Genomic DNA, 26,437 nt, shown 5'->3' on the forward strand with positions numbered 1-26,437 from the left:
GGGCCTACCCGACTTTTGGGCGGGGGTGCCCGCTTTCTCCGCGGTTCTACTTGGGTGCTACTTGGGCCGGGCAGGATGACTACTTGCTTGGCCGGAGCAGCCCGGCCGTCGCATCGCGCTCCCGCGGGGCCGGGCAATCCAAGGTTCCGCACCCTTTGCGTCCGGCCTGGACTGCGCCCGACACCGGTTGCAAGATACCCCCGGGGGTATTATTGTTGAGTGCAGAGGAGGAAGGAATCCCTTCCCCGTCCACCGCAAGAAGGAGTTCCCCGAATGCTTATTGAGCGCATTTACGACGAAGACCTTGCCCAGGCGAGCTATTTCATTGGTTGCCAGGCCAAGGGTGAGGCCCTGGTGGTTGATCCCCGGCGTGATATTGCCGTGTACCGGGATCTTGCTGCCGCGAACGGGATGAAGATCGTCGCGGTGACCGAGACGCACATCCACGCGGACTTCCTGTCCGGGACCCGGGAACTGGCCGCCGCGACCGGCGCTGCCGCGTATGTCTCGGGCGAGGGCGGAGCGGACTGGCAGTACGGGTTCGACGCCGGGCGGCTGAACGACAACGATGAGATCACCCTGGGCAACATCACGGTCAAGGCCCTCCACACCCCCGGGCACACCCCGGAACACCTGTCCTTCTTGATCACCGACGGCGCGTTCGCCGACGCCCCGGGCTACCTGCTCTCGGGCGACTTCGTCTTCTCCGGCGACCTGGGCCGGCCGGACCTGCTGGACGAGGCCGCCGGCGGGGTTGATACCCGTTTCGCCGGCGCGAAGCAGCTCTTCGCGAGCCTGCGCGATAAGTTCCTGACCCTGCCGGACCACGTCCAGGTCCACCCCGGCCACGGCGCCGGGAGCGCCTGCGGCAAGGCCCTGGGCGCGATCCCGTCCTCCACGGTCGGCTACGAACGCCTCTACGCCTGGTGGGGCCCGTACCTGGCCGCGAACGACGAGCAGGGCTTCATCGATGAACTCCTCGACGGCCAGCCCGACGCGCACGCCTACTTCGCCCGGATGAAGCGTGAAAACCGGGAAGGCCCGGCCGTGATGGGCGAACGCGCCCCGCTGGCCGAACTCGCCAGCGCCGACGTCGCCGCCGACCTCGCCGCGGACAAGGTCATCTTCGTGGACACCCGCCCGAACAACGAGGTCCACGAAGGCACCGTCGCCGGCTCGGTGAACGTCCCGGCCGGCAAATCCACCGCGAGCTTCGGCGCCTGGGTCGTGAACCCGGAAACCGACACCAACCCGCTGGTGCTCCTGGCCCCGGACCAGGCCGCCGCGCAGGAAATGTGGGACCACCTCGTCCGCGTCGGCATCGACAAGGTCGCCGGCTACGTCACCGGCCTGGAAGGCCTGCCGGTCTCCGTGCCGAAGCTGATCCAGCCCGAGGAACTCGACGGCTTCGACGCCGCGATGGTCCTGGACGTCCGCAACCGCACCGAGCACTCCGCCGGCCACATCCCCGGTTCCTACCAGCTCAGCGGCGGTCGCGTCATGTGGCACCTGGACGAACTCCCCGCCGAAGGCACCATCGTGTCCTACTGCCAAAGCGGCGTCCGGAACTCCGTCGCGGCCAGCGCCCTGCGCCGCGCCGGCTACGACGTCGTCGAACTCGACGGCAGCTACGCCGCCTGGACCGCACAGCAGCAGACCGCCCAGCAGGCCAAGGAAACCGTCCCGGCCAGCTAACACCAACAGCCGCGGACACAACGCAATAACCGCACTAACGCACTAACCGCAGCATCAACACGTGGCGGCGGGCCGGGAAACACTCCCGGCCCGCCGCCACAGCTGTGTCCAAAAACAGCCTGCACGGTGGTCAGCCTCTGTGGACCGGCCACGTTTTTCAGCCTTGGGCCGGACCCGCATCCGTGCGGACGACCAGCACCGGGCACGGGGCGTGGTGGACGGCATGGTTTGATACCGAGCCAAGCAGCATTCCGGTGAAGCCGCCATGCCCGCGCGATCCAACCACAAGGAGATTGGCACCGGCGGCGGCCCGGAGCAGCACGTCCGCAGGATGGCCTTCAGTCACCTCGCCGGTGGCGTCGACGCCGGAACCGGCCGCGTGCCGCAGCGCGGCTGTGTGTGCCTGCCGCGCGTGCTCGCCGAAGGCGTCGCGGTCCGGCCCCCGGCCGGCTGCGTCACCGATGACCGGATAATGCCAGGCGCTCACAATGTGGACCTGGCCGGACCGTAGGCGCGCCTCCTCAAGGGCCCAGTCAAGGGCTGCGATCGAGGAGTCCGACCCGTCCACTCCGACGACGATTCGAAACGTTGCTGCGGCTGCCACCGCGCCTCCGTACCTGGGTCTTCCGGGCACAACGTCGTGCCGCAAGCCCCACCATCCTCCCGGCGACCGAGGCAATCAAGGGTCCTTGTACCGTGGCCGAAGCTATGGCGCCCTGCGTAGCCGGGTTACGCGTGGCGCACGCCCGGCTCCTCCCCCACGGCCAACTCCGGAGCCTGGAAGCCCTCCAGCCACGCCAGGGCCTCTGTGCGTGAGGTGAAATACGCGTGCGGACAAAAGTCGTGGCGTCCCAGCGCCGCCGCTACGACGGTGTCCACCACACTGGAGCCCAGCAGGGCCACCGCGGACACGGCTTCGGCGCGTTCGTACGCACCCCTCGCCGCCGCGCTCATGGTCACGCCGGCGATGTCCACCAGCAGCGGCAGCTCTGTGCCGCCGCTGAGGGCCCGCATCGCTTCAATGGACGCGGCAGCATCTCCGGCGTCCACCTGCGCCCCCGGTGTCCAGGCCAGGTGAAAGTAGGGCCCGTACAGTCCGAGCCGCCCTTTCCCGCCTGCGATCAGGATCTCTTCCATGCTCTCCCCCTTGGTCCCCAAGATACCCTCCCCGGCCGATGCGACCGGACCGGGGCCACGGAAAAGCGCCGGAGGACATGTCCTCCGGCGCTTTAGTCCGTGCTTTTCCACTCCGGCCGCCCTCTGCTTAGGAGAGCAGTGCCTGCACCGTCACATAGGCGGCGACCAGCAGGACCAGGACGCCGAAACCGCGTTTGAGCACCTTGTCCGGGATCCTGGTTCCAAGCCGCCCCGCGATCAGGGAGGCAACCATGGCTGCTCCCGCGAACGCTGCCGTCACGGCCCAGTCGATCTGCAGGTCACCGAGGTGCGCTGCGAAGCCGGCAATCGAGTTGATCACGATGATGACCAGCGAGGTACCGACGGTCACCGCCATCGGCAGGCCCAGGACCAGGGTCAGGGCCGGGACGATCAGGAAGCCGCCGCCGACGCCGAGGAGTCCGGTCAGGAAGCCCACGACGGCGCCGGTCGCAATGGCCTTGGGCAGGCAGCTGTGCCAGTTGACGCCGCCGCCGGGCAGGGCGCAGGACCCGCCGGATGCCTTGGACGGAAGCATCATCCGGATGCCTGCGAAGACCATAATGGCGGCAAACGCCAGCAGCAGCACCTTCGGGTCGAGCAGCCGGTTCACGTACGCGCCCAGGTAGGCGGTTGCCGTGCCGGCGGCGCCGATGATGAGGGCCAGCCGCCAGTTCACTCCACCCCGCAGGCGGGGCAGCACCGCGACGGCGGACGAGGCACCGACAACGACCAGCGACGTCGGGATCGCCGCAGCCAGCGGGAGCCCCACCCCATAGACGAGGGCGGGGACGGCGAGAATGGACCCGCCGCCTCCAACCAGGCCCAGCAGGCCGCCGACGATCAGCCCGAACGCCGCCGCGGTGAGGATCATGCCTTGGAGCCCAGGTTCTGCAGCGCCTGGTGGGCGGTGGGCTCGTTGGCGGAACGGTTCCACGGCATCTTGGAGAGCATCTGGCCCATGGCGCAGCTGTTCGTCGCGGCGGAGAAGGTCAGGCCGGCTCCGATGCCGCCGGCAAGCAGACCCAGTTTCGGCGAGAGCAGCTTGCTTCCGACGACGCCGGCCAGCACCAGGGATCCGGCCGTCATGCGGACCTGGCGTTCCAGGGCCCAGGTGTTGCGGCCCTTCACCACGTTGCCGCCGGCGGCGGCATAGGCGGGAACGCCGCCGGCCAGCACGCTCGCGCTGCCCAGGCCGACTGCGTCCAGGTGCTTCCGGGCCTGCTCGGCCCGGTTCCCGGACTGGCACACCAGGACAACGCGGGTGCCCATCTTGGCGGCAAATTCCTCGGTGTGCTCGCTCAACATAGAGAGCGGGACGTGGTACGAGCCCTTGATGTGCATTGAATCAAACTCGGCACCGCTGCGTACGTCAATCACCATCAGGTCATCGTGGTTGTCCTCCCAGGCTTTCAGGGTGGAGGCATCAATGGACTGGGGTGCGGACTCGACCGTAGTGGTCTTGTTTGAGGTAGTCATAGTCTCTTTCGGTATAGCTTGGGCAGATCTGGCGGCAGCACGCGGATGCGGGAGGCCGCCGTCCACCGGCCCGGAGCCCGTCAGGGCGCAATCAGGACAGGTGGAGGCCCGGGCGGCACAGTGGGGGGAGGCGCCGCCCGGGCAGTTTATGGGAGTGTCAGCCGGCGGGAAGCCCGGCGGCGGACCAGTCGAGCATTCCGCCGGTCATCGTGTAGGAGGTGAAGCCGGCGGCGGCGAGCTGGTCGGCGGCGGCCGCGCTGCGGCGGCCGCTGCGGCAGATGGCGACGACGGGACGGGTCTTGTCCAGTTCGTCCAACCGTGCGGGCAGTTCGCCCAGCGGGATGTGCCGCGCGCCCGCGATCATGCCGTCGGCGACCTCGGCGGATTCGCGAACGTCCACGAGCTGGGCGTTGCTGCCGTTCTTGAGCTGTTCGTTGAGCTGCTGGGCGGTAATGTCCATGGGTGTGCACCTTTCGGGAGGCGTTCGGTAGGGCCATGTGGCCGATCCAGCCACTACTAATATACCCCCAGGGGTATTAGGGTTCAAAATCGGCAGTGATGTGCCGGGGACGCCCCGGAGCGTCCAGCGGCCCGGGGCGCCGCGCAGGCCACGGGCCGTCAGGTCAGGCGCAGGAAGAGGCCCCGGATTTCTTCCAGGGTGAGCTTCTGTCCGGCGGCGTCATCGGCAGCCGCACCTTCCATGCCCTCCGGAACCTCGGCGATGCACTCGCGCATGGCGGAGGAGATCAGCTCGAAACCGGCCTTATCCAAGGCGCCGCGGACAGCCGAAAGCTGCGTGACGACACTCCGGCAGTCGGATCCGGATTCGACGGCGGCGATCAGCGCGCCGAGTTGGCCCTGGGCGCGCTTGAGCCGGTTGATGGTGCGGCGCATCGCGGCGTCGGGGCCCGGCTTGACCCCGGGCAGGCTGATGGTTGACGACATGCTCAGTTGCCCCCGCCGCTGTAGGTGACCGGAAGGCCGTTGCGGTACCACTCCGTGATGCCGCCCATGACGTTGACGGCGTCGTAGCCCTGCTCCGCCAGGAAGGCGGCGGCCCGGACGCTGCGTCCGCCGGAGGCGCACATGACGTAAACGGTGCGGCCGATCGGAACATCGCCAAGGGTCTGCGGCAGCGCCGAGAGCGGGAGGTTCTTCGTGCCGGGAACGCTGGCCTCGGCATACTCCTCGGCTTCCCGCACGTCGATGATGGGAACGCCGGGCACGAGTGACGCCAGGTCGTCAACAGAAATGCTTTTCATACTGCTTTCCTTTCAGGCTGCCGGGAACCCGGGCGGGAACTTGACCCTTCCATCATGATACCCCCGGGGGTATTTCGCAAGCCCGGTCCCACGCCGGCACGCCCGGCGGCGCACGCTTGCACGAAATACCCCCGGGGGTATACATTCAATGCATGGCAACCATCGACGTTTCTGAAAAGACCTTCAACGACACCATTTCCGGTAACGACATCGTGCTGGTGGACTTCTGGGCAGCCTGGTGCGGTCCCTGCCGCATGTTTGCCCCCACGTTCAGCAAGGCATCCGAGGCCCACCCCGACGTAGTCTTCGCGAAGGTGGATACGGAAGCCGAGCCCGGGCTCTCCGCGGCGGCACGCATCACCTCGATCCCTACCCTGATGGCTTTCCGCGAGGGTATCCTCGTCTTCTCCCAGCCCGGCGCCATGAACGCCAGCGGACTCGATGAACTCATCACCGCCGTCAAGGGCCTGGACATGGAAGACGTGCGGGCCAAGATGGCCGCCGCCCCCGCGTCCTGACCGTCAGAGACCACCCCGGCAGTACCAGCAGTACCCGACCAGCAGTACCCACCAAAGGAGAAAACAATGTGCAGTTCCGTTCGTTGCAATAGCTGTGGAAAGATCACCTGGGCCGGCTGCGGCGAGCACGTCGAGTCCGTCATGGCCAACGTGCCCGCCGAACAGCGCTGCACCTGCAAGTGATCCCTCCTCGACCGGCCGGGGTGCCGCAGTGCCTGCGCCCCGCCGGGCGATGATGCCGCTCCGGCCCGCGCCCGTACGGGAGCACCTTCCTAGCCGCGCTTCGCAGCGGAAGGTGCTCTCCGTGCTGGTCGGCGGCCAGATACTGGGCGGCATCGGCATGGGCGCAACCCTGTCCCTCGGTTCACTGCTGGCGGCCCAGCTGTCCGGCTCGCCGGCCTGGGCCGGCACGGCCGCGACCATGAGTACCCTCGGCGCGGCTCTCGCCGCGATACCTTTGGCCCGGCTCGCGCTCGCCCGGGGACGCCGGGTGTCGCTGTCCACCGGAGCCCTCATCGCCGGTGCCGGCGCGGTCATCGCGATCAGCTCCGCAGCGCTCGCGGTCTTCCCGTTGCTCCTGCTGGGGCTGATGATGCTGGGCTCGGGATCCGCCGTGAACCTGCAGGCCCGCTTTGCCGCCACCGACCTTGCCCTGCCCGGTTCCCGTGCCCGCGACCTCTCCGTGGTCGTCTGGTCCACCACCATCGGGGCCGTGCTGGGCCCCAATCTCTTCGGTCCCGGGGAAACCGTCGGCGCAGCCCTCGGCCTGCCGCCCATGACCGGGGCTTTTGCTTTTTCAGTCGCCGCCCAGCTCGCCGCAGCCGCCGTGTACCTGGCCGGACTCCGGCCGGACCCGTTGCTGGAGGCGCTGAAAACCGGAGACCGGCCAGGGGAAACCGCCCCGCCGCAGTCCGGACTGACGATCCTTCGCCTCAACGCCCGGGCCCGGTACGCCGTCGTCGTGGTGGCACTCAGCCACGCCACGATGGTGGCGCTGATGTCCATGACCCCGATCCATCTGCGCGAGCACGGCGCAAGCCTGACGATCGTGGGCTTCACCATCAGCCTGCACATCGCCGGAATGTACGCACTCTCCCCCGTCTTCGGCTGGCTTGCCGACAAGGCCGGACGGCTGCCCGTGGTGCTGCTGGGCCAGGCGATGCTGCTGGCCTCCCTCCTGATCGCTGGTTTCGCCGCGGATTCCCGCACGGCCGTGACGGTCAGCCTCATCCTGCTGGGCCTGGGCTGGTCCGCCTCGGTGGTCGCCGGCTCCGCCATGGTGGCCGAGTCCGTCTCCGGGCAGGACCGGCCGGCCATCCAGGGCGTGTCCGACCTGGGCATGAACGCCGCCGGGGCCCTCGGCGGAGCCCTTGCCGGTCCGGTCCTTGCCGCGGCCGGCTATTCCGGGCTCGGCTTCCTGGCCATCGTGCTGGTTGCCGTCGTCATCGGCTGGACCGCCGTCCGGACCTGGGGAAAGGCGGACCAACATGCCGCGGCACACCAGGGCTGAGCACCAGCCGGCCGGCGACGGCGGGTTGGGACATTCGGCCAGGCTGGCGTGGCTGCGCCGGGACTGGCGTTCGCTGCGCGGCTGGCAGCGCCCACGGATGGTGGCTGCCGGGATCACCGCCGTTGCCGCCGCGGCGGCCCTTGTCGCGGCGAACGGCCTCACCGGGGCAGCCGCGGCCTGGACCGGTGCCGCCTGGGCCGCGTGGTGGTCCGTCCCGGCGATCGCCGCGGGGTCGCTGCTGGCCGGCCTCATCGTCGGCAGCTATGTCCGGGCCCCGATCGGCGCAGAGGCCACGCTGTGCGACACCCGGTGGCCGGTACTCGGACTCGCCGGGCTGGCGCTGGGCACCTCCCCCGGTCCGGACAGCCTCCTCGCCTATCTGTTCAGCTGGGCGGCCCCTGCAGTGCTGGATGCCGTGATCCAGCCGGCCGTCTCACTGGCGTTCCTGGCCTTGCTGGGCTGGGCGCTGCGCTTGCGCCTGGATCTTGAACGGGCAGCCCTGGCTCCCGACGACGGCGCCCCCGTGGGCGCCGGTTCCTGCCCCACATGCCGGCCGCTTTTCCCGCCAGCCCGCAGAGGCGGTTACTCCGGCGGTGACGCTCTGCACCAAACCGGCGCCCATACGGTACGGTCAACAACACGCCGGCAGTAACCTGCGATGTCGCTGGGACCAGCGCCGCTGCCGCCGGCACACACCATCTGCGCTTGGCCGAAGGGACCCCACGATGTCAGACACCCCCACCACCGCCTCCCCCGATCGCCCCGAAGGCCCGGGAAGCGGCATCCGCTGGGGAATCCTCGGCACCGGCTTTATTGCCGCACTGCAGACCTCGGACCTGCTGGAGCACGGCTTCACGGTCCAGGCGGTGGGCTCCCGCAACCCGGACACGGCCCGCGACTTTGCCGGCAAATTCCAACTGCCCGCGGCGCACGGAAGCTACGAAGCGCTGGTGGCCGACCCCAACGTCGACGTTGTCTACATCTCCTCGCCGCACCCCTTCCACTATGAGAACGCGCTGCTGGCCCTGAACGCCGGCAAACACGTGCTGGTGGAAAAGCCGTTCGCCATGAACGCGTGGCAGGCGCAGGAGATCGTGGACCTCGCCGCGTCCAAGGGCCTGGTGGCCCTCGAGGCGATGTGGACCCGCTACCTGCCGCACATGGTCCGGATCCGGGAACTGATCGCTGCGGGCGCCCTGGGCGAGGTCCGGACCGTGATCGCGGACCACAACCAGAACCTGCCCAAAGACCCGGAACACCGGCTTAACGACCCCGCGCTGGGCGGCGGCGCTCTCCTGGACCTGGGGATCTACCCCGTGTCTTTCGCCTTTGACGTGTTCGGGGCGCCGGTGCGGATCCAGGCCGCTGCCAGCATGACGGCCACCGGCGTCGACCGCCAGACCGCCATGATCTTCGAATACGGGGACGGCGGGCAGGCAGTGCTGCACTGCGCCCTGGACACCGCCGGGCCCAACCGCGCCGCGGTGATCGGGACCGAAGGCAGCATCGAAATCGACCCGGTTTGGTACACGCCCACCGGCTTCACCCGCTACGACGACGGCGGCAACGTCCTTGAGCGGTTCGACGAGCCGGTCACCGGCCGCGGCATGCAGTACCAGGCGTGGGAAACCGAGCGGCTCATTGCCGCCGGTGCCGTCGCCAACGACATCCTGTCCCCGCGCGAGAGCGTGCAGGTCATGGCGGCGCTGGACGCGGTCCGAAGCCAGATCGGGCTCAGCTACCCCAGCGACGCCCGCTAGCGGGATCGGCATGGGACCGCCGGCTGCCGCCTACTGGCCCGGCCTACTGTCCCGTGGCCGGGCACCTCTCCGGGCGGGCGCGTTCGACGTCGTCCGCACTGGCTTGCTTCCCACTCGCCTCGAGCCCGGCCACGACGCCGTCGATGTCCCGGTCCGGGCGGTTTTGGCTGAGTTTGGTTTTCGCTTCGATCCTGCTGATCCGCAGCTCGACGCCGACGATGGCGCGCATCTGGCCGGCGATGTAGCGCTCCGGCGCGTCATCGACGGACCAGGGCTGCTCCGAACGGCGTTCGTTGAGCTCCGTCAGCCGCCTGACATGGCCGGCAAGCCAGGCCCGGTCGTCGTGGATCACCAGCGTGCCGTAGACATGCGCCGTGGAGTAGTTCCAGGTAGGGACGACGCGTCCGTGTTCGGCCTTGGAGGCGTACCAGGACGGGGAAATATACGCATCGGCACTCTGCATGATGGCCAGCGCCTCGCCGATCGCGGGTTCGGACCACTGCGTGTTGTTCCGCGCCAGGTGGCCCTGCAGCGTGCCGTGCTCGCCACCGGAAGGGTCGTAGAGCAGCGGCAGCAGGGACGCGAGCATGCCGTTTGCGGTCGTCGTGACAAGGTTCGCGGCCGCCGGGGCGGCAAGGAGGTCCTGGACGGCGCCGGGGCCGGCCGCGAAGTGCGCTGGGATGTACATGGGGGTCCTTTGCGTAGGGTTGAGGTGAGGTGCGGGAAGCAGGGAACTGGAAGCGTCAGGGCTGTTCGGGTGCCGGCTTCAGCCGGGCGCGGACCGCGAGGCCGGCGCAGGCGATAACCGCGGCGCCGCCCAGCAGGGTGGTCTGCGTCATCGGTTCGCCGAGGAGCAGCGCCGCCCAGGCGATGCTCAGCACGGGCTGGATGAGCTGGATCTGGCTGACCCGGGTCATGGGGCCGATCGCGAGGCCGCGGTACCAGGCGAAGAATCCGAGGAACATGCTGACGACGCCGAGATAGGCGAAGGCGGCCCATTGCGCCGGCGTGCCCGACGGCGGCTGCTGGGCCACCGCTACTCCGGCCAGGACGCACATCAGCGGCGCCGCGATAACCAGCGCCCAAGACACGGTCTGCCAGGCGCCGAGCTCGCGGGCAAGCAGCCCGCCCTCGGCATAGCCGACGGCTGCGGCGGCGACGGCGCCGAGAAGCAGCAGGTCCGCCCACTGCGGCTGCCCGAAGCCGCCCGGCCGCGCGAAGGCAAACCCGATGGCCGCGGCTGCGCCGGCAGCCGCGGCGAGCCAAAAAGCCCTGGGCGGACGCTCATGGCCGCGCAGAACGGCGGCGGTTGCGGTGGCCGCCGGGAGCAGGGCGATCACAACGGCGCCGTGGCTGGCCGGGGCGCTGGTGAGGGCGAAGGAGGTGAGCAGCGGAAAGCCAACGACGATGCCGCCGCCGACCACGGCAAGCCGGGCCCATTGCGGCCCCACCGGGAAGCGCTGCCGGGTGAGCGTGAGGGCGAGGGCCGCGAGGACTGCGGCCAGGACCGCCCGGCCGGAGCCGATGAACAGCGGCGACAGCCCGGCTACGGCGACCCGGGTAAAGGGAACGGTGAAGGAGAAAGCAGCCACACCGAGGAGGCCCCACCAGAGGCCGCCGCCCGGCCGGCCGGAATGGCCGCCGGGCCTGCCCCCGGCGAGGAGGGGCGGTATCACCGGGCGGAAACTGACAGTAGCGCTACTATTGGGTCTCATGAACTACGATAGCAGTTCCCGGATCGTCGACCAGTTGCGGGACTGGATTGCACGGGCCGCGCCCGGATCGCAGCTGCCGTCCACGCGGTCGCTGGTGGCTGAGCACCAAGCCAGTCCCGTCACGGTGCAAAAAGCCCTGCAGGCTCTCACCACGCAGGGCCTCATCGAGAGCCGGCCCGGCGTCGGGACCTTCGTGCGGGCGGTTCCGACGGCGCGGCCCTCGGACTACGGCTGGCAGACGGCGGCCCTGCGGACGCCGCACGCACCGCTGCGTTCGGCGTCGACCGCCATGCGCAACGCGTCGAACGACGTGATCGCCCTGCACTCCGGCTACCCGTCCCGCGAGCTGTTGCCCGAGCGGCTGGTCCGGGCGGCGCTGACCAGGGCAGCGAGGGGCGAGGCGGCGCTGTCCCGCGCTCCGGGAGCAGGGCTCCCGGAGCTGCAATCCTGGTTCGCGCACGAGCTGGGCACCTCGACGGCGGCCGGCGTCACCCCGCCGGCGGCGAGCGACGTCGTCGTACTGCCGGGAAGCCAAAGCGGGCTCAGCTCGATCTTCCGGGCGCTGGTGGGCAGCGGTCAGCCGCTGCTGATGGAGTCCCCCAGCTACTGGGGCGCCATTCTCGCCGCCGCCCAGGCCGGCGTGCGCGTCGTCCCCGTTCCGAGCGGCCCGGACGGCCCGGACCCGGACGAGTTGGACCGCGCCTTCGAGGAAACCGGGGCGCGGCTGTTCTACGCGCAGGCCAACTATGCCAACCCCACCGGGGCGCAGTGGACGCTCCGGCGCGGCGCAGAAGTCCTGGAGATTGTGCGCCGGCACGGTGCGTTCCTCGTGGAGGATGACTGGGCCCATGACTTCGGCATCACCTCGGACCCCTCCCCCGTCGCCGCCCGGGACGACTCCGGCCACGTGGTGTACCTGCGGACCCTGACGAAGAGCGTGTCGCCGGCCATCCGGGTTGCCGCGGTAATCGCGCGCGGTCCGGCGAGGGAACGCATCCTCGCGGACCGCGGGGCGGAGTCGATGTACGTCAGCGGCCTGCTGCAGGCCGCAGCCCTTGATGTCGTCACCCAGCCCGCCTGGCAGACGCACCTGCGCAGCGTCCGGCACCAGCTCCAGTCGCGCCGCGACCTGCTGATCACGGGCCTGCGCGAGCACGCCCCGCAGGCCCACCTGACCCTGGTGCCGAAGGGCGGGCTGAATCTTTGGGCCCGCCTGCCCGACGGGACCGACGTCGACCAGCTCAGCGCCGACTGCGAGCGCGCAGGGTTGCTGATTGCCGCCGGTACGGAATGGTTTCCGGCCGAACCCGCGGGCCCCTTCATCCGGCTCAATTACGCCGGGCCCAACCCGGGATCCTTCCCGGAGGGGGCACGCATTCTGGGCCAAGCGATCGACCGCAACGGCCGGTAGCCGGCGGCGCGGTTCCGACAGGCTGGTAGGGTCTGCGCATGGATGAGAATTTGGGGAAGTTCATCGACGATTTCGCGCAGCTGGTGCAGCTGGCCCAGGCAGGGCAGCACCGGGTGCCGGCCGGGACGCAGCTGCTGACGACGCTGAATGAACACCTGGGCGTGCCGGCCGGGACGGTGGCCGTAGTGGTGGAGCAGATCCCGCCGCACCGGTTCGTGGATGCCGACATCCAGATGGCGGGGCTGGCGGGCGAGGACCCGGAGCACCGGCTGGTGGGCATCGGCGGCGGCGACCAGCGCCACCATCATTCCCTGAGTGACATGCTGCAGCAGGCGCAGGTCTTTCCGCAGTTCCCGCTGGCCCAGCCCGACTACGCCAACCTGGCGGTGGGCCCGGACGAGCTGCGGCAGGCCGTGGCGCTGGGGTTGTGGCTGTTCCACCACGGCGGCCGTCCGATCGCGGTGCTGCAGCGTGACGCCAACCCCCGCTACGGCCGGCAAACAGCGTCCCTTGAAGTCCTGGCCGGCGACACCGAGGCTGCCGCCAGCTTCCTCGCCGAGTTCCGACGCCGGATGCAGCACCACAGCATCCTGAAGGGGCAGGTGATCTCCCTGGTCATGGGCGAGTACGGCCCCAGCGCGGCGGGCGTGACCTTCCACGCCCGGCCGGCGCTGGCCGCGTCCGAGGTCATCCTGCCGGACGGCCTGCTGCAGAAGGTGTCGGACCACGCCCTGGGCATTGCGGAGCACCGGGACACCCTCAACCGGTATGGGCAGCACCTCAAACGCGGGATCCTCCTGTACGGGCGGCCCGGCACCGGAAAAACCCACACCGTGCGTTATCTGCTGAGCCGCAGCGAAGGTGCCACCGCCATCCTGTTGTCCGGCGGATCGCTTGCCCGGATCTCCGAGGCGGCCACCATGGCGAGGGCGCTACAGCCGTCCATCGTCGTGCTGGAGGACTGTGATCTCATTGCCGAGGACCGGAGCTTCGGGCACGGACCGCAGCCGCTGCTCTTCGAGGTGCTCGACGCGATGGACGGCCTGGCCAGTGATGCGGACGTCGCGTTCGTCCTCACCACCAACCGGGTGGACATGCTGGAGCGCGCCCTCGCGCAGCGCCCCGGGCGGGTTGACCTGGCGGTGGAGATTCCGCTGCCCGCCCAGCCGGAGCGGGTGGCGCTGCTCAAACTGTATTCACGCGGGATTCCCTTCGGTACGGCCGCACTTGAGGAGGCAGCGGGCCGCACCCAGGGCACCACCGCTTCGTTCGCCCGCGAACTGGTCCGGCGCGCCGTCGTCGCCGCCGCCCTGGAGGGCGTGCAGGTCGCGGACGGCCACCTTTTGGCTGCCGTGGAGGACCTGATGGCCGACGGCGAGGCGCTTACGCGCAGTTTGCTCGGCAGCGGCGGGGGCGGCGCTGGCTTCGGCTCCGGCGGTGGTTTCGGCTCCGGCGGTGGCGGCGCTGGGGGCAGCCTCGGGGGCGGAGGACCGGTTGGCGGAGACTTCGGGGGCGTCGGGCCGGCCGGCGGTAGCGGCTCCGGGGGCGCCGGGCCGGCCGGCGGTGGCGGCTTCGGGGGCGTCGGGCCGGTCGGCGGTGGCGGCTCAGTCGCTTTCTGATCCGGCGAGGTGTTTCAGGTTTGAGAACTGGCGGGTCTGCATGACCCAGTGCGAGGGCTCCAGCAGGAGCGCACTCAGCAGGGGCTGAAGCCATTGCGGCCGGAACGACCAGTACCCGCTGACGACGACCCGGGTGCGCCCGTCAGCGGTGCCTTTCAGCTCGAAACCCCAGAGCGAGTCGGTGAAGTGCCGCGGCCTTTGCCCCGCCGGGTCGAACGGACGTCCGCGCAGATCAAGTGACATGCGTAGACCCAGAAACCGCTCGGTATCCAGCGCCGCGACCTCCCACCACTGGCTGCCGTCCGGTTTCGCCGCCAGCCGGTCCCCCACGGCGATGTCCTGCCATTCCGGATGAATTGTCCTGGCGCTGCGGTGCCCGAAGTTATCCAGACGATCCCAGCTGTACCAGCCGGCCCGGTCAGTCCCCATCTGTACCAGCCAGGGCCACACCCGTGAGCGGGGTGCATCAATCGTCACAGCCATGGTCGCGCTACGGACGCCGTCCGGAACGATTCCGGCTCCCGGGTAAGGTCCCTGAACTTCGTCGTCCGCGGCGCCGGCACGCAGCAGGCGCGGCCGCGCAAATGCCAGGTAGGCGGCGATGCCGGCGGCAGCCCCTCCAGCCATGGCGCGTCGCCCCGCTTTGGTCTTCTTCATCGTTGGTTCTCCCCTTCAGGGCTGAGGTGCTTCCGAAAGAACGCAAGGATCCGACTGCGGGCGTCCTCGGCCGAGGGCTCGTGATAGCCGGCCGCGGCCAATTTCGCGAGCAGCTTATCCCCGAAGGTCAGATCCGATTCACGGTGCTGGTTCAGGAATCCGTGTCCGGCGCCCGGGTACACCTTGATGTCGTGGGCTATGCCGGCGGCCGTCAGCAGCGGTTCCAGACGTGCCGGCACGTTGCGCACTCCCGGCCAGCGGTCCTCAGCGCCATAGCTCGCTACGATCGGACACGCACGCGGTATCGCGCGCGCTGTGGCGTCGTCGAGTCCGCCGTAGTTCACGCTGGCCGCAGCGAAGTCATGATCCGGGGCGAGCATAAGGGCGAAGCCCCCGCCCATGCAGAAGCCGATCACTCCGACGCGGCCCGTGCAGTCGCCGCGTGCCGCGAGCCATGCCCGGGTGAGATCCAGGTCGCCCAGCGGCCGCCAGCCCCGGATGAGCGACCACAGGCAGGCTGCTCTGCTGCCCCAGTAGAACAGATTCGGCGCCACCGCGAGGAACCCTTCGCCGGCCAGCCAGTCGGCCTGCCCCCGGGTGTCCCGGCTCAAGCCAAGCGCGTCATGGATGACGACGACGCCCGGCCAGGGCCCGGCACCGGCCGGTATAGCGATGTAAACAGGCATTTTCCCGCGTTCGGTGGCAATGCACGTCTCGGCCATGAGGGGCTCCCGGAAGGTTCGAATCGGTCCCGATGTGAATTACGGCTTACCAGTTGTGCCCCGAGCACGGAAGATCCATGGGACGCAGTCGTGAGTATATGAATGGGCCGACTGGTTTCAAGGCCGTGGTAGTTGTTGGAACCGGCCTTACTTGCGGGCGGAATACCCATGGCCCCGGACAGGCTTGTCTGCTGGGTTCCAGCACCTCAATAAATGTCGGTGGCCGCTTCTAGTCTTGGGGTATGAAAAGCGGGGCGGCATTAAGTGCGGGGACCGGTGCGGCGGCGGTGGCGGCCGACGGCGTTGCCGTTGCCGTGCCCGGCGCTGCGCCCGGTGCTCCACTGGCTCTTCTTGCCCGCGCCGGTGCTGCGCCTGCTTGTTTGTTGCGCATTGTTTGCAGTGATTACGGTGTTTGCGGTGCTTGTGGGTGCGCCCGGGACCGCCGACGTTGGTTCGGTTTTTTGTCGGTGGCCGCGTTTAGGCTGTGGGTATGAAAAGCGGGGTGGCTTTGAGTGCGGGGATCGGTGCGGCGGCGGCGGCCGTCGCGGCGTCTTCTGCCGCGCTGGCTGCCCTGCTGGAGGGCGTCGGTGCCGGTGATTCGGCTGATCCGTTGCGTGAGGTGGCGGACGCGTGCCTGGACGGGTTGGCGGAGGTGGCCCGGGCTGAGTCCCGGCTCGCGGCGGTGAAGGGTTTGCTGACCGCCGGGTATGTGCGCTCCTCCGAGGCCCTGGCGGGGCCGGCGGCGAACCTGCAGGACGCTACGGTCCAGGAGAGGTCAACGGTCGCGGAAATCGCGTGTGTGTTGACGGTCAGCGAACGCAGCGCCGGGGCGCTGATCTCCGATTCCCTGGCCCTGACGGAGGTGCTGCCGCTGACCCTGACGGCGCTCCAGGCCGGTGAGCTGTCGTGGCAGCACGCCCGGATCATGGTTGACGAGGCCGCGAACCTGGACCCGGCCGGCGCCGCCGCCCTGGAAGCCCATTTCCTGGACCCGGACGCACCCGACCCCGCCCGCGGCTGCCCGGCCGGGGAGCTCGTGCCGGGCCGGTTCCGGGCGAAAGCACGCACCTGGCGCGAACGCCACCACCCGGTCAGCCTCGAAACACGCCACGTGAAGAGCGCGGCGGACCGGCGGGTCGAGTTCAACCCGGACCGGGACGGCATGGCCTGGTTGCACGCGTACCTGCCCGCGCACACGGCTGCGGGGATCTGGGAACGGGCCACGACGGCGGCCCGGGCGCTGCAGGGCCCGGCCGAGGCCCGGACCCTGACCCAGCTCCGCGCCGACGTCGCCGCGGGCCTGCTCCTGACCAACAACCTCCCCGCCGCCAGCACGGGCCCCGGCGCCGGCGGGGACGGCACCGGCGCGGCGCCCGGCACGGGCGCTGGCACCGGCAGCGCCACCGTCACCGGCACCGGCGACGGGGCAACCAGCGTGGGTGTTGGCTTGTCCGGGTGTGTGCCGGTGCCGCGGGCGCAGGTCCTCGTCACCGTCCCGGTCCTGTCCCTGCTCGGCGTGACCGGGGAGGCGGCGATGCTGGACGGGTACGGTCCGATCCCGCCCTCGATGGCCCGCCGCCTGGTCGCCGAGGGGGCCGGGTCGTTCTACCGGGTCCTGACCGACCCGCGCGACGGGGCGCCGTTGGAAATCGGCCGGACCAGCTACCGGCTCCCCAAAACGATGCGGCAATGACTCCGGCTGAGGGACGGGAAGTGCCCGTTCCCGGGCTGCAACAACCCGTCCCTGGACAACGACGCGGACCACCTCCTGGCCTGGGCCGACGGCGGAACCACCGGGATCACCAACCTGGGCCAGCCCTGCCGAAAACACCACGGCCTCAAACACACCACCGCATGGACCCCCACCCCCGCCACCACCACCAGCCCGCCCGGATGGGTGTCCCCGACAGGCCGCACCTACGCCAGCGAACAACAAGACTGGGAACCACCCCACTGGCCCAACAACTTCCCCCTCACCGACAACACCCCGCCCCCGGGCAACACCACGACCCCAGCGGAGCTGAACCAAGCCATGCCCCCGGACGCCGGCGGCTACCCCGACCCGGACCTGCCCCCGGACCCGTTCCCGGACGCCGGCGGCCATCCCGACCCGGACCTGCCCCCGGACCCGTTCCCGGACGCCGGCGGCCATCCCGACCCGGACCTGCCCCCGGACCCGTTCCCGGACTGGTACCACTTCACCGCCCGGGACGAACCAGCCGAAGACGCCTTTCCGGACTGGAACTTGGTCGCGGCAGCGTAACCCGCGGCAGAGTAATCGCGGCGGCGGCCACCCGGGCTGCGGAGGCTTCCCGGCCGTCGCCATCTGGGACAGCCAACCTCGCCACGGGGCGGTCAAGCTGCTCTCGCGGACAGCGGCCGGGACGCTGGGTGCCACTGAGCCACGTTCCGGTGAGGAAAAGTCAACGGTACAGCTCGAACGCTTCGAGGAGTCGTTTGACCGAGCCGCCCAGGTTCCACTCGGCGGCAAGAGCCTCAAGCTCGGCCCGGGCATCGCCAGCGACGGGCTGCAGTTGCGCACCCGCCTCTTGGAGCGTCGGCAATTTGAGGTCCCGCACGACCTTGACGACGTCGGGCGCGACCGAGAGATAGTCCGTGGCTGCCTCAAGTTTGGCGCGGACGGACGATGACAGCCCGCTGCCCGCGTCGGCCGCTGCGGTGAGCAGGCCGCCAAGCGTGCCGTATTCGGCAAGCAGCGAGGCGGCGGTCTTGTCACCGATGCCGGCCACTCCGGGCAGCCCGTCGGAGCTGTCACCGCGAAGCGTCGCGTAATCGGCGTACTGTTCGGGCAGCACCCGGTACTTACCGACGATGACCGCGTCGGTCACCACTTCGAGGTTCCTCATGCCCCGCGCGGTGTAGATCACCCGCACCTGCCGGGCGTCGTCGACGACCTGGAAGAGGTCGCGGTCCCCCGTCACCACGTCCACCGGGTGCCCGGCGTGGCTGGCGTGGCTGGCGTACGTGCCGACGACGTCGTCGGCCTCGTGTTCGGCAGCTCCGACGACGGCGATGCCCGCCAGACCGAGCACCCTGCGGATCATGGGGATCTGTGCGGTCAGCGCATCCGGCACTACCTCGACGTCGGGACCGCCCGATACTGCCTCGGCGACCCGATGCAACTTATAGCCCGGGAGCCGCTCGACCCGCCACTGCGGACGCCAATCATCGTCCCAGCACGCGATGAGATGCGTCGCGTGATAGTCGGTGGTGAGCCGCGCGATCATGTCGAGCAGGCCGCGAACGGCGTTCACCGGTGTGCCGTCGGCGCGACGGATCGTGTCCGGGACGCCGTAAAAAGCACGGAAATACAACGACGCGGTATCAAGCAGCATCAGTCGCTGGGGCATAGCCGATCCTTGCACGGATAAATGCCCATGTCAGCCGGAGGTACGCGTCAGTCCCAGCCCAGGGCGGGGCGCAGCTCACAGGAAATCGCCTCGAGCAGCCGGACATTGAAGTCCACGCCAAGCTGGTTCGGGACGGTGACGAGCAGGGTGTCCGCCGCGGCCACGGCAGCGTCCCGGGCGAGCTCCCGCACCAGCTGTCCGGGTTCGCCGATGTAGCTGCGCCCGAACCGGGCCAACCCGCCGTCGAGGTATCCCACCTGGTCCCGGGCATCCGCCTGGGCACGCAGCCCGAAGTAGCGCCGCGATTCGTCGTCGGTCAAGGGAATGATGCTGCGCGAAACGGACACCCGCGGGGTGTGCGCGTGACCGGCCGCCCTCAACGCCTCCCGGAAGCCGGCAATCTGCTCCGCCTGCAGCTGGTCGAAGGGAATTCCGGTGTCCTCCGTCAACAGGGTGGAGGACATCAGGTTCATGCCCTGCTGTCCTGTCCACCGCGCGGTGGCCCGGCTGCCGGCACCCCACCAGATCCGCTCCGGGAGCGTTGCCGAGCGCGGCTGGATCGGGACCGGTTCGGCGTTCCCGCCAAACTGCGGATTGGGGCCGGCAAGGCCGGCGCCGGAGATGGCGTTCCGGAAGCGCTCCGTGTGCCGCCGAGCCAGGTCAGCGTCGGACTCGCCCTGGGCCGGACGATAGCCGAAAGCCTCGTACCCGGCCAGCACCGCTTCGGGCGACCCACGGCTGATCCCCAACTGCAGCCTGCCGCCGCTGATGAGGTCGACGGCGGCCGCCTCCTCAGCCATATAGAGCGGGTTTTCGTAGCGCATGTCGATGACCCCGGTGCCAAGCTCGATGCGGGAGGTGCGGGCGGCAATGGCGGCGAGCAGCGGGAACGGCGAGGCCTGCTGCTCGGCGAAGTGGTGGACGCGGAAGAAAGCTCCGTCGACGCCGACTTCCTCCGCGGCCACGGCCAGGTCAATCGCCTGCAGGAGGGCCTCCCGTGCGGTGCGCACGCGGGAGCCGGGGACGTCACCCCAGTGGCCGAAGGAGAGAAAGCCGATCCGTTTCATCAGAACTCACACTCTCACAGGGAGCAGTCTGCCGGAAGCTGGCCGGAGCCTCGCCGGCCAGGGCGCACCTCCCTGGGAGCCTCGCCGGCCAAGGCCGCGCCTCAGAACCCCGCAGCGGGGACCCGCACCTGGACCCGGCAGCAAGGCACTCCGGCACTGGTCCCTCGGCGGAGTCCCGGCGTATTCTGGGCTCAGTTTTTAAGCCTGATAGCTGGATAGAAAATGGCGCCGAAAAGAAGAACCGGATCCCGGCTGGCCGCGGCCCTGCGGAGGGTCCTCGGGTTCTTGGCAGTGAGCGCCTTCTGCGGTGTTCTGGCTGCCAGTCTGCTGGTCCCCGGCGTCGCGGCCGCGGGCGTCGCCGTCAGCAGATCCATCACCTTCTTCAACAACCTCCCGGGCGAACTGACCGTCAGCCCGCCGTCGCAGTCAACAAAAGTGCTGAGCGCCGACGGGAAACTGATCGCCACCTTCTTCGCGGAAAACCGGGTCAGGGTCCGGCTGGACCAGATGTCCCCGTACATCAAGGACGCGATCATCGCCATCGAGGACAGCCGCTTTTACGGGCATGCCGGCGTCGACCCGCAAGGAATTCTCCGGGCTCTCACCTCCAACCTGACCGGCGGCGGCAGGCAAGGCGCCTCCACCCTGACCCAGCAGTACGTCACGAACGTAATCAATGAGTCCCTGTTGTCGGCGGACCGGAGCAACCAGGTCATCCTCAGCGGGCAGAAGAGCATCGGCGACAAGGTTCGCGAGATGAAGCTCGCCCTCGAGCTGGAGAAGAAGTACACCAAGGACCAAATCCTCGAGGGCTATCTCAACATCGTGTTCTTCAACCGGGACGCCTACGGCATTGAGGCCGCGGCCCGGCACTTCTTCAGCACCACCGCCAAAAACCTCACCCTGCCGCAGGCCGCCCTGCTCGCCGGGCTGGTCAACAGCCCCAGCTTCTACGACCCCGCCGTCCACCCGGACAACTCCATCACGCGGCGCAACCAGGTCCTGGACAAGATGCTCAGCGAGAAAAAGATCACCAAAGCTGCCCACGACGCCGCCGTCGCCAGCGGCGTCAAGCTCAAGATCGCGACTGCAAAGCAGGGCTGCTCCGTGGCGGAGATGGCGCCGTACTTCTGCGACTACGTCTCCCACCTGATCCTCAACAACGCGGCGTACGGCGCCGACGCCACGGACCGGGAAAAGAGGTTGTACCGCGGCGGCCTGACCATCACCACCACACTGGACAGCAGGCTGCAGGCGGTCGCGCAGGCACAGGTCGACGCCACGGCGGGTGCCAACCCGGACAAGTGGGGTGCGTCGCTGGTGACCATCAGGCCGGGCTCGGGCAAGATCCTCGCCATGGCGCAAAACACCGTGTTCCTTCCCGCCCGCGGGAAGTTCGACACCCAGCTGAACTTCAACGTCGACGCCAAGGACGCCAACGGCAAGGACCTGAACGGCGCCGGTGGGTTCCAGCCAGGGTCCACGATGAAACCGTTCACTTTCGCGGAGTGGCTCAATGAGGGCAAGTCCATGGTCGCCGAGGTGGACGCTTCCAGGCGGAAATACCCGCTGGACTTCCCGTGGAAGTCCAGCTGCGGCAAGGTCCTTGGGGCCTACAACTCGGCGGAGAGGGCCCTGGGCGCCGCTGACGATCTGCAGAACAACGACCTGGGTTACTACCGCAAAATGCCGGTCAACTACGGGCTCTACAACTCCATCAACACGGCGACTTTCGCTGAGGCCGCCCAGCTGGACTTCTGCGGGATCCAGAAAATGGTGGACGCCGTGGGCCTCCACAGCGGCGTGGACAACGCCCGGGTGAACATGCACCAGCTGGGCAACCTGCTCGGTGCCATCGGCGTGGCCCCACTCCACCTGGCCAACGCGTTTGCCACCTTCGCCGCGGACGGCAAGTATTGCGCCCCCATTGCCATCACGGCCGTGACCGATGCGGCCGGACGGGAGTTGCCGGCCCAGGCCGGCAACTGCCGCAGCGCGGTCAAGCCGCAGGTCGCCCGGGGCGTGAACGCTGTGCTCCAGGACGTGCTGAAACGCGGCTCCGGAATTTACATCGAACCCAAGGTCCAGGACCGGGTGCCGGTTGCGGCCAAGACGGGCACCTCCAATAACAACGGGGCGACCTGGGTGGTCGGCTACACCACCGGCCTTGCCACCGCCTCCTTCTTCGGCGACACCCTCGGCGGCCAGAAGCGGCCAGGCCAGAACGTCACCATTAACGGCAAGTTCTATCGGAACATCGACGGTTACATGCTGGCCGGCCCGCAGTGGGCGAAGTACATGCAGCAGGTGGCCCGGCTCTACCCCGCCGCACCGTTTCCGCCGCCGCCCAAGACCATGACGAAGCAGCCCAAGTCCTGACCAAACCAGACCAGGGCCCCCTCGCCTCAGAACCAAGCCGCCGCGTGCCGCACCGGGGGCCTAAGCGCCGTACAAACCGCGAGTCGACCGGGCTGACTCAGTACGTGTAGAAGCCCTCGCCCGCGGCGACGCCGAGCTTGCCCTTGTCGATGTAGTGCTCCTTCAGGTACCGGGCGAACGCCTGCGACCCGGCGTCCGGCGAGGACGCGGCGATGTTGTAAGCGGTGGCCAGGCCAACGACGTCGAAGATTTGGAACGGACCGCTGGGCGCTCCGGTGGCGATGCGCCACGTCTTGTCGATCGTTTCCGGGCTGGCGACGCCCTGCAGCAGGAGCCCGGCCGCCGCGTTCAGCAGCGGGACCAGCAGGGAGTTCAGGACGTAGCCGGACTTTTCCTTCTTGATTTCGATCGGTTCCAGCCCGCTGTTTCGCGCGAATTCGACGACGGCGTCGAACACGGCCGCGTCGGTGTCGCCGGTGCCCATTACCTCGGCGATGTTCTGCGCCCAGATGTTGTTGGCGTAATGGATGGCGAGGAAGCGGTCGGGTCGTCCGGTGGACTCCTTGAGGTCGCTTGGCAGCAGGGTGGAGGAGTTCGTGGCGAAGATGGTCCTGGCCGGGGCCAGCTCCGCGAGCTTGCGGTAGACGTCGCGCTTGAGCTCGAGCAGTTCGGGAACGGCCTCGATCACCAGGTCGGCGTCGGCGACGGCGTCCGCGAGGTCGGCGGTGAGGCGGAGGTTGCCGAGGGCTGACTCGGCCGTGCCCTCCGGGGCGCCGGCAATGTTCGCCGCCCGGTAGATGCCGGCGAGCCGGGCGAAGCGTGCCCGCGCCTGCTTGAGGGCGTCGTCGTCGAGGTCATAAGCGGTGACAGCGAAGCCGTGGAAGGCGGCCTGGTAGGCGATCTGCGAGCCAAGCACTCCGGTGCCGAGCACGGTCACCGTCTTGATTGCGGGCATGGGAGTCCTTCCTTTGGGCGCGGGCGTTACCCGCGGCCGGGGTTGACGGACCCGTAGATGCTGCGGATCCAGATGGTTGACAACACGTCCAGGGCGCGGGATTCCGCGATGGCGGGGCTCTCCTGGTTCAGGACCGCGGTGATCACCCGCTCGTTCATCAGGTTGAGGCTCACCGCCAGGTCGTGGGCGTCGATCCCTTCCGGGGCGGCCCCCCGGGCCTGTTCGGCGCGGATCACGTCGCTGGAGAAGTCGACCCATGACTCCATCGACTTGGACCAGAGCGCGCGCACCTCATTGTTGCGGGCCCTTGCTGCGATGGCGGCGGTGGCGACGCCGCGGTGGGCCACGAACACTTCGACGAACACTCCGATCGACCGGGTCCAGGCCCCCGCGGGGTCACTTTCGAAATCCCGCGGCAGCTCACCGACCCGGTGCTCCACCTCCGTGATCACACGGTCCAGCAGGGCCAGCAGCACGTCGTCCTTGGAGGAGAAGTAGAAGTAGAAGGTGGGGCGCGAGATGCCGGCGCCCCGGGCCAGCTCCTCAATGGAGATCTCGTCGAAGGCGCGCTCGCCCAGGAGGGCCCCGGTGGTAATGAGGATCGCGTCCTGGCGTTCATCCCCCGAAACCCGTGCGGTGCGTCGTCCCCTTTGAGCCATGCGCCCCATCCTAACCCGCTTTCTCAACACCGTGTTGACTCTCTCAACCCTAAGTCGATAGTTTGGCCACATGAGCGAACACGTGGATGTGTTGATTGTCGGAGCAGGGCTGAGCGGCGTCGGTTTTGCGGCCCGGCTGCAGCGCGAACTCCCCGGAAAAAGTTTCAAGATCCTGGAGTCCCGCGGGGCGGTCGGAGGCACCTGGGATCTCTTCCGGTACCCGGGCATCCGCTCCGACAGCGACATGTACACGCTCGGCTACTCGTTCCGGCCCTGGGCCGGAGCCAAGGCCATCGCCGACGGCGATTCGATCCGCGAATACGTCGAGGCGACCGTCGCGGACGAGGGCCTCGCGCCGCGGATCCGGCTGCACCACCGGGTCATCTCGGCCGACTGGTCCAGCGACACCGCGCTGTGGACGGTTACGGCCGTCACCACCGCCGACGGCGAATACCGGCAGGACGCTGCGGTATCCGATCCGGATGCGACGGTGACCTTCACCTGCTCGTTCCTGTCCGTGTGCTCCGGCTACTACCGCTACGACGAGGGGTTCACCCCGGCCATCGAAGGGGCCGACAGCTTCGCGGGAACGATCGTCCACCCGCAGCACTGGCCCGCCGACCTCGATTACGAGGGGAAACAGGTGGTCGTCGTCGGCAGCGGGGCCACTGCGGTGACCCTCGTGCCGTCCATGGCGACGTCGGCGGCCAAGGTCACCATGCTCCAGCGCTCCCCCACCTACATCGCGCCGGTGCCGTCCCGGGACCACCTGGCCGACCGGCTCCGCGGCAAGCTGCCCGCCCAACTGGCATACGACGTCGTGCGGGCCAAGAACATTCTCTTCTCGATGTTTACCTACCAGCTCAGCCGGCGCCGGCCGGAAACCATGAAGGCCATCCTCCGCAAGTCAGCCGTCGCCAAACTGCCGGCGGGCTTCGCGGTGGACACCCACCTGGCACCGTCCTATGAGCCCTGGGACCAGCGGCTCTGCGCGATCCCCAACGGGGATCTTTACCGCGCCATCAGCGCAGGCACTGCCGACATCGTGACCGACACCATCTCGCGGATCACCCCGCACGGCATTGACCTGGCCTCGGGCACATCGATCCCGGCCGACGTGATCGTCACGGCAACCGGACTGAACCTGCTCGTGATCGGCGGAATGAGCCTCACCGTGGACGGCGAGCCCGTGGACGTCGGCAAGACCCTTACATACAAAGGAATGATGCTCGACGGCGTGCCCAACTTTGCGCTCACGATTGGCTACACCAACGCTTCCTGGACCCTGAAGGCGGATCTGGTGGCAGGCTACATCTGCCGGCTGCTGAAGCACCTGGACCGCCGGAACCTGCAGTGGGTAGCGCCGGCGGCTCCCGCCGGCGTCGCCGATGCCGCGCTGACGTCCCTGATCGACCTGAAGGCCGGCTACATCCTGCGCGACGCCGACCGGCTGCCCCGGCAGGGCGCCGGCTCGCCCTGGCGGCTGCACCAGAACTACCTGCGCGACTTCGCCCTGCTCAGGGCCGGCCGGCTCACCGACCACGTCCGGTTCGGGCGGCGCGGGCAGCGGGTGCGGGCGTCAGGACGGGGCACGACGTTGGCGGCTCCGGACCCCCTCTCGCTTCCCGGCTCCGGGCACGTCGACGTCGGCGGCACCCGCCTGCGCTACCGGAAGACCGGCAGCGGGGAGCCGGTGCTGCTCCTGCACGGCATCGGCCAGAGCCTCGAGGACTGGAACGAGCAGCACGAGCGGCTCGCAGCGCGGCACACCGTCATTAGCGTGGACCTGCCCGGCTTCGCGTACTCCGACCGGCTCACCGGGCCGACAACCCTGGCCACACTGGCGGGGTCGCTGCCCGCCTTCCTCGACGCCGTGGGTGTGCACGGGCCGCTGCCCGTGATGGGCAACTCGCTCGGCGGCGCCGTCGCCATGAAGCTGGCCGCCGACCACCCGCACCGCGTTTCCGCGCTGGTTCTGGCCAACAGTGCGGGGTTCGGCAAAGAGGTTGCGATGGTGCTGCGCCTGCTTGCGGTCAGGCCGCTCGCGGCACTGCTCCTGCGCCCCGATCCGACGGCATCCCGCCGCACCGTCCAGTCGCTCTTCTACGACAAAACACTGGTGACCGACGCGCGCATCGGCCATGCTTTTGCCCTGTCGCAACGGGCCGCCCACCGGCAAACGCTCGTTGACGTCGCCCGCGACCTGGGAACCATTTCCGGGGTCAGGGCCGAATGGCGCAGCAACCTCCTCGGGTCCGTGGGGCAGTTGGGCATCCCCACGCTGGTGGTGTGGGGCGACCACGACCACATCCTTCCGCACAGCCATCTGGCGGCGGCAACGGCGGCGTTGCCGCATGCCCAGGCGCATGTCTTTGCGAAGACGGGGCACATGCCGCAGATCGAACGCCCCGACGAGTTCGCCGAGGTGGTTGGGGGCTTCCTGTCCCGGGTCCCGGCGGGGCCGCGGACGGCGGTTCGCTGAGGGCTACTTTTCGGGGGGCCC

The 26,437-nt window shown here is 69.1% G+C and carries 24 protein-coding genes and 1 pseudogene; 10 read left to right on the plus strand and 15 right to left on the minus strand.

Annotated elements, in window-relative coordinates:
• The first annotated feature begins 273 nt into the window (after positions 1 to 273).
• The gene (locus tag AC1MBE_RS01995; protein WP_479780486.1) at positions 274 to 1,695 is read left to right on the plus strand and encodes an MBL fold metallo-hydrolase; all 1,422 of its coding nucleotides are present in this window, start codon (positions 274 to 276) and stop codon (positions 1,693 to 1,695) included.
• 157 nt (positions 1,696 to 1,852) lie between these two features.
• On the opposite strand, the gene AC1MBE_RS02000 is transcribed toward AC1MBE_RS01995, so the two are convergent.
• The 7 genes from AC1MBE_RS02000 to AC1MBE_RS02030 form a co-directional block, all read right to left on the minus strand.
• Positions 1,853 to 2,299 (minus strand): universal stress protein, encoded by a 447-nt coding sequence (locus AC1MBE_RS02000; protein ID WP_479780488.1) that lies wholly within the window; start codon positions 2,297 to 2,299, stop codon positions 1,853 to 1,855.
• A gap of 125 nt (positions 2,300 to 2,424) precedes the next feature.
• Complete coding sequence (locus AC1MBE_RS02005) at positions 2,425 to 2,832, minus strand: DUF7793 family protein (RefSeq protein WP_479780490.1); 408 nt, start codon at positions 2,830 to 2,832, stop codon at positions 2,425 to 2,427.
• A 127-nt stretch (positions 2,833 to 2,959) separates the two neighbouring features.
• Entirely contained in the window at positions 2,960 to 3,724 is a 765-nt protein-coding gene (locus AC1MBE_RS02010) for a sulfite exporter TauE/SafE family protein (protein ID WP_479780492.1), read from the minus strand.
• Positions 3,721 to 4,329, minus strand: a complete 609-nt coding sequence (locus AC1MBE_RS02015) for a rhodanese-like domain-containing protein (RefSeq protein ID WP_346960871.1) — start codon at positions 4,327 to 4,329, stop codon at positions 3,721 to 3,723. Before AC1MBE_RS02015 ends, AC1MBE_RS02010 begins: the two co-directional genes overlap by 4 nt.
• A gap of 157 nt (positions 4,330 to 4,486) precedes the next feature.
• Complete coding sequence (locus AC1MBE_RS02020) at positions 4,487 to 4,789, minus strand: rhodanese-like domain-containing protein (RefSeq protein ID WP_479780494.1); 303 nt, start codon at positions 4,787 to 4,789, stop codon at positions 4,487 to 4,489.
• Between the two features lie 158 nt (positions 4,790 to 4,947).
• On the minus strand, positions 4,948 to 5,274 hold the full coding sequence (locus AC1MBE_RS02025) for a metal-sensitive transcriptional regulator (RefSeq protein WP_479780496.1): 327 nt from the start codon (positions 5,272 to 5,274) through the stop codon (positions 4,948 to 4,950).
• A 2-nt stretch (positions 5,275 to 5,276) separates the two neighbouring features.
• Positions 5,277 to 5,591 (minus strand): rhodanese-like domain-containing protein, encoded by a 315-nt coding sequence (locus AC1MBE_RS02030; protein WP_479780497.1) that lies wholly within the window; start codon positions 5,589 to 5,591, stop codon positions 5,277 to 5,279.
• A gap of 152 nt (positions 5,592 to 5,743) precedes the next feature.
• On the opposite strand from AC1MBE_RS02030, the gene trxA reads away from it, so the two are divergent.
• The 4 genes from trxA to AC1MBE_RS02050 all read left to right on the plus strand — a co-directional run bounded on the left by trxA (position 5,744) and on the right by AC1MBE_RS02050 (position 9,379).
• Positions 5,744 to 6,109: a thioredoxin gene (gene trxA, locus AC1MBE_RS02035; RefSeq protein ID WP_479780499.1), complete on the plus strand. Its 366-nt coding sequence runs from the start codon at positions 5,744 to 5,746 to the stop codon at positions 6,107 to 6,109.
• Between the two features lie 295 nt (positions 6,110 to 6,404).
• The gene (locus AC1MBE_RS02040) at positions 6,405 to 7,619 is read left to right on the plus strand and encodes an MFS transporter (protein ID WP_479780501.1); all 1,215 of its coding nucleotides are present in this window, start codon (positions 6,405 to 6,407) and stop codon (positions 7,617 to 7,619) included.
• Positions 7,597 to 8,271, plus strand: coding sequence for a hypothetical protein (locus tag AC1MBE_RS02045; protein WP_479780503.1), 675 nt, complete (start codon positions 7,597 to 7,599; stop codon positions 8,269 to 8,271). Before AC1MBE_RS02040 ends, AC1MBE_RS02045 begins: the two co-directional genes overlap by 23 nt.
• 73 nt (positions 8,272 to 8,344) lie before the next feature.
• Positions 8,345 to 9,379 (plus strand): Gfo/Idh/MocA family protein, encoded by a 1,035-nt coding sequence (locus AC1MBE_RS02050; protein ID WP_479780504.1) that lies wholly within the window; start codon positions 8,345 to 8,347, stop codon positions 9,377 to 9,379.
• 43 nt (positions 9,380 to 9,422) lie between these two features.
• Here the strand turns inward: AC1MBE_RS02050 and AC1MBE_RS02055 are convergent, their stop codons facing one another.
• Both AC1MBE_RS02055 and AC1MBE_RS02060 read right to left on the minus strand, forming a co-directional pair.
• Positions 9,423 to 10,067, minus strand: a complete 645-nt coding sequence (locus tag AC1MBE_RS02055; RefSeq protein WP_479780506.1) for an FMN-binding negative transcriptional regulator — start codon at positions 10,065 to 10,067, stop codon at positions 9,423 to 9,425.
• Positions 10,068 to 10,122: 55 nt separating this feature from the next.
• Positions 10,123 to 11,094, minus strand: a complete 972-nt coding sequence (locus tag AC1MBE_RS02060) for a DMT family transporter (RefSeq protein ID WP_479780508.1) — start codon at positions 11,092 to 11,094, stop codon at positions 10,123 to 10,125.
• On the opposite strand from AC1MBE_RS02060, the gene AC1MBE_RS02065 reads away from it, so the two are divergent.
• Together AC1MBE_RS02065 and AC1MBE_RS02070 are read left to right on the plus strand one after the other, a co-directional pair.
• Positions 11,093 to 12,505, plus strand: a complete 1,413-nt coding sequence (locus AC1MBE_RS02065) for an aminotransferase-like domain-containing protein (RefSeq protein ID WP_479780510.1) — start codon at positions 11,093 to 11,095, stop codon at positions 12,503 to 12,505. The two genes, AC1MBE_RS02060 and AC1MBE_RS02065, sit on opposite strands and share 2 nt — an antisense overlap.
• A gap of 38 nt (positions 12,506 to 12,543) precedes the next feature.
• Positions 12,544 to 14,124: an AAA family ATPase gene (locus AC1MBE_RS02070; RefSeq protein ID WP_479780512.1), complete on the plus strand. Its 1,581-nt coding sequence runs from the start codon at positions 12,544 to 12,546 to the stop codon at positions 14,122 to 14,124.
• Here AC1MBE_RS02070 and AC1MBE_RS02075 read toward each other — a convergent pair.
• Together AC1MBE_RS02075 and AC1MBE_RS02080 are read right to left on the minus strand one after the other, a co-directional pair.
• The gene (locus AC1MBE_RS02075) at positions 14,110 to 14,781 is read right to left on the minus strand and encodes a hypothetical protein (RefSeq protein WP_479780514.1); all 672 of its coding nucleotides are present in this window, start codon (positions 14,779 to 14,781) and stop codon (positions 14,110 to 14,112) included. The two genes, AC1MBE_RS02070 and AC1MBE_RS02075, sit on opposite strands and share 15 nt — an antisense overlap.
• The gene (locus AC1MBE_RS02080; protein WP_479780516.1) at positions 14,778 to 15,503 is read right to left on the minus strand and encodes a dienelactone hydrolase family protein; all 726 of its coding nucleotides are present in this window, start codon (positions 15,501 to 15,503) and stop codon (positions 14,778 to 14,780) included. Before AC1MBE_RS02080 ends, AC1MBE_RS02075 begins: the two co-directional genes overlap by 4 nt.
• Before the next feature lie 490 nt (positions 15,504 to 15,993).
• Between AC1MBE_RS02080 and AC1MBE_RS02085 the strand changes: the two are divergent.
• Positions 15,994 to 17,766, plus strand: a pseudogene (locus AC1MBE_RS02085) (HNH endonuclease signature motif containing protein).
• Positions 17,767 to 17,926: 160 nt separating this feature from the next.
• On the opposite strand, the gene AC1MBE_RS02090 reads toward AC1MBE_RS02085, so the two are convergent.
• Both AC1MBE_RS02090 and AC1MBE_RS02095 read right to left on the minus strand, forming a co-directional pair.
• Entirely contained in the window at positions 17,927 to 18,874 is a 948-nt protein-coding gene (locus AC1MBE_RS02090; RefSeq protein WP_479780517.1) for a 5'-3' exonuclease, read from the minus strand.
• Between the two features lie 47 nt (positions 18,875 to 18,921).
• The gene (locus AC1MBE_RS02095) at positions 18,922 to 19,941 is read right to left on the minus strand and encodes an LLM class flavin-dependent oxidoreductase (RefSeq protein ID WP_479780519.1); all 1,020 of its coding nucleotides are present in this window, start codon (positions 19,939 to 19,941) and stop codon (positions 18,922 to 18,924) included.
• Between the two features lie 222 nt (positions 19,942 to 20,163).
• Between AC1MBE_RS02095 and AC1MBE_RS02100 the strand changes: the two genes are divergently transcribed.
• Positions 20,164 to 22,320: a transglycosylase domain-containing protein gene (locus AC1MBE_RS02100; protein WP_479780521.1), complete on the plus strand. Its 2,157-nt coding sequence runs from the start codon at positions 20,164 to 20,166 to the stop codon at positions 22,318 to 22,320.
• 97 nt (positions 22,321 to 22,417) lie between these two features.
• On the opposite strand, the gene AC1MBE_RS02105 is transcribed toward AC1MBE_RS02100, so the two are convergent.
• Both AC1MBE_RS02105 and AC1MBE_RS02110 read right to left on the minus strand, forming a co-directional pair.
• Positions 22,418 to 23,275, minus strand: a complete 858-nt coding sequence (locus tag AC1MBE_RS02105; RefSeq protein WP_479780523.1) for a 3-hydroxyacyl-CoA dehydrogenase — start codon at positions 23,273 to 23,275, stop codon at positions 22,418 to 22,420.
• A gap of 26 nt (positions 23,276 to 23,301) precedes the next feature.
• Positions 23,302 to 23,934 (minus strand): TetR/AcrR family transcriptional regulator, encoded by a 633-nt coding sequence (locus tag AC1MBE_RS02110; protein WP_479780524.1) that lies wholly within the window; start codon positions 23,932 to 23,934, stop codon positions 23,302 to 23,304.
• A 70-nt stretch (positions 23,935 to 24,004) separates the two neighbouring features.
• Between AC1MBE_RS02110 and AC1MBE_RS02115 the strand changes: the two genes are divergently transcribed.
• A complete protein-coding gene (locus AC1MBE_RS02115; RefSeq protein WP_479780526.1) occupies positions 24,005 to 26,416 on the plus strand; it encodes an alpha/beta fold hydrolase in 2,412 nt (803 codons plus the stop codon).
• Positions 26,417 to 26,437: the final 21 nt, after the last annotated feature.

Source organism: Arthrobacter sp. BG5, assembly GCF_056680155.1.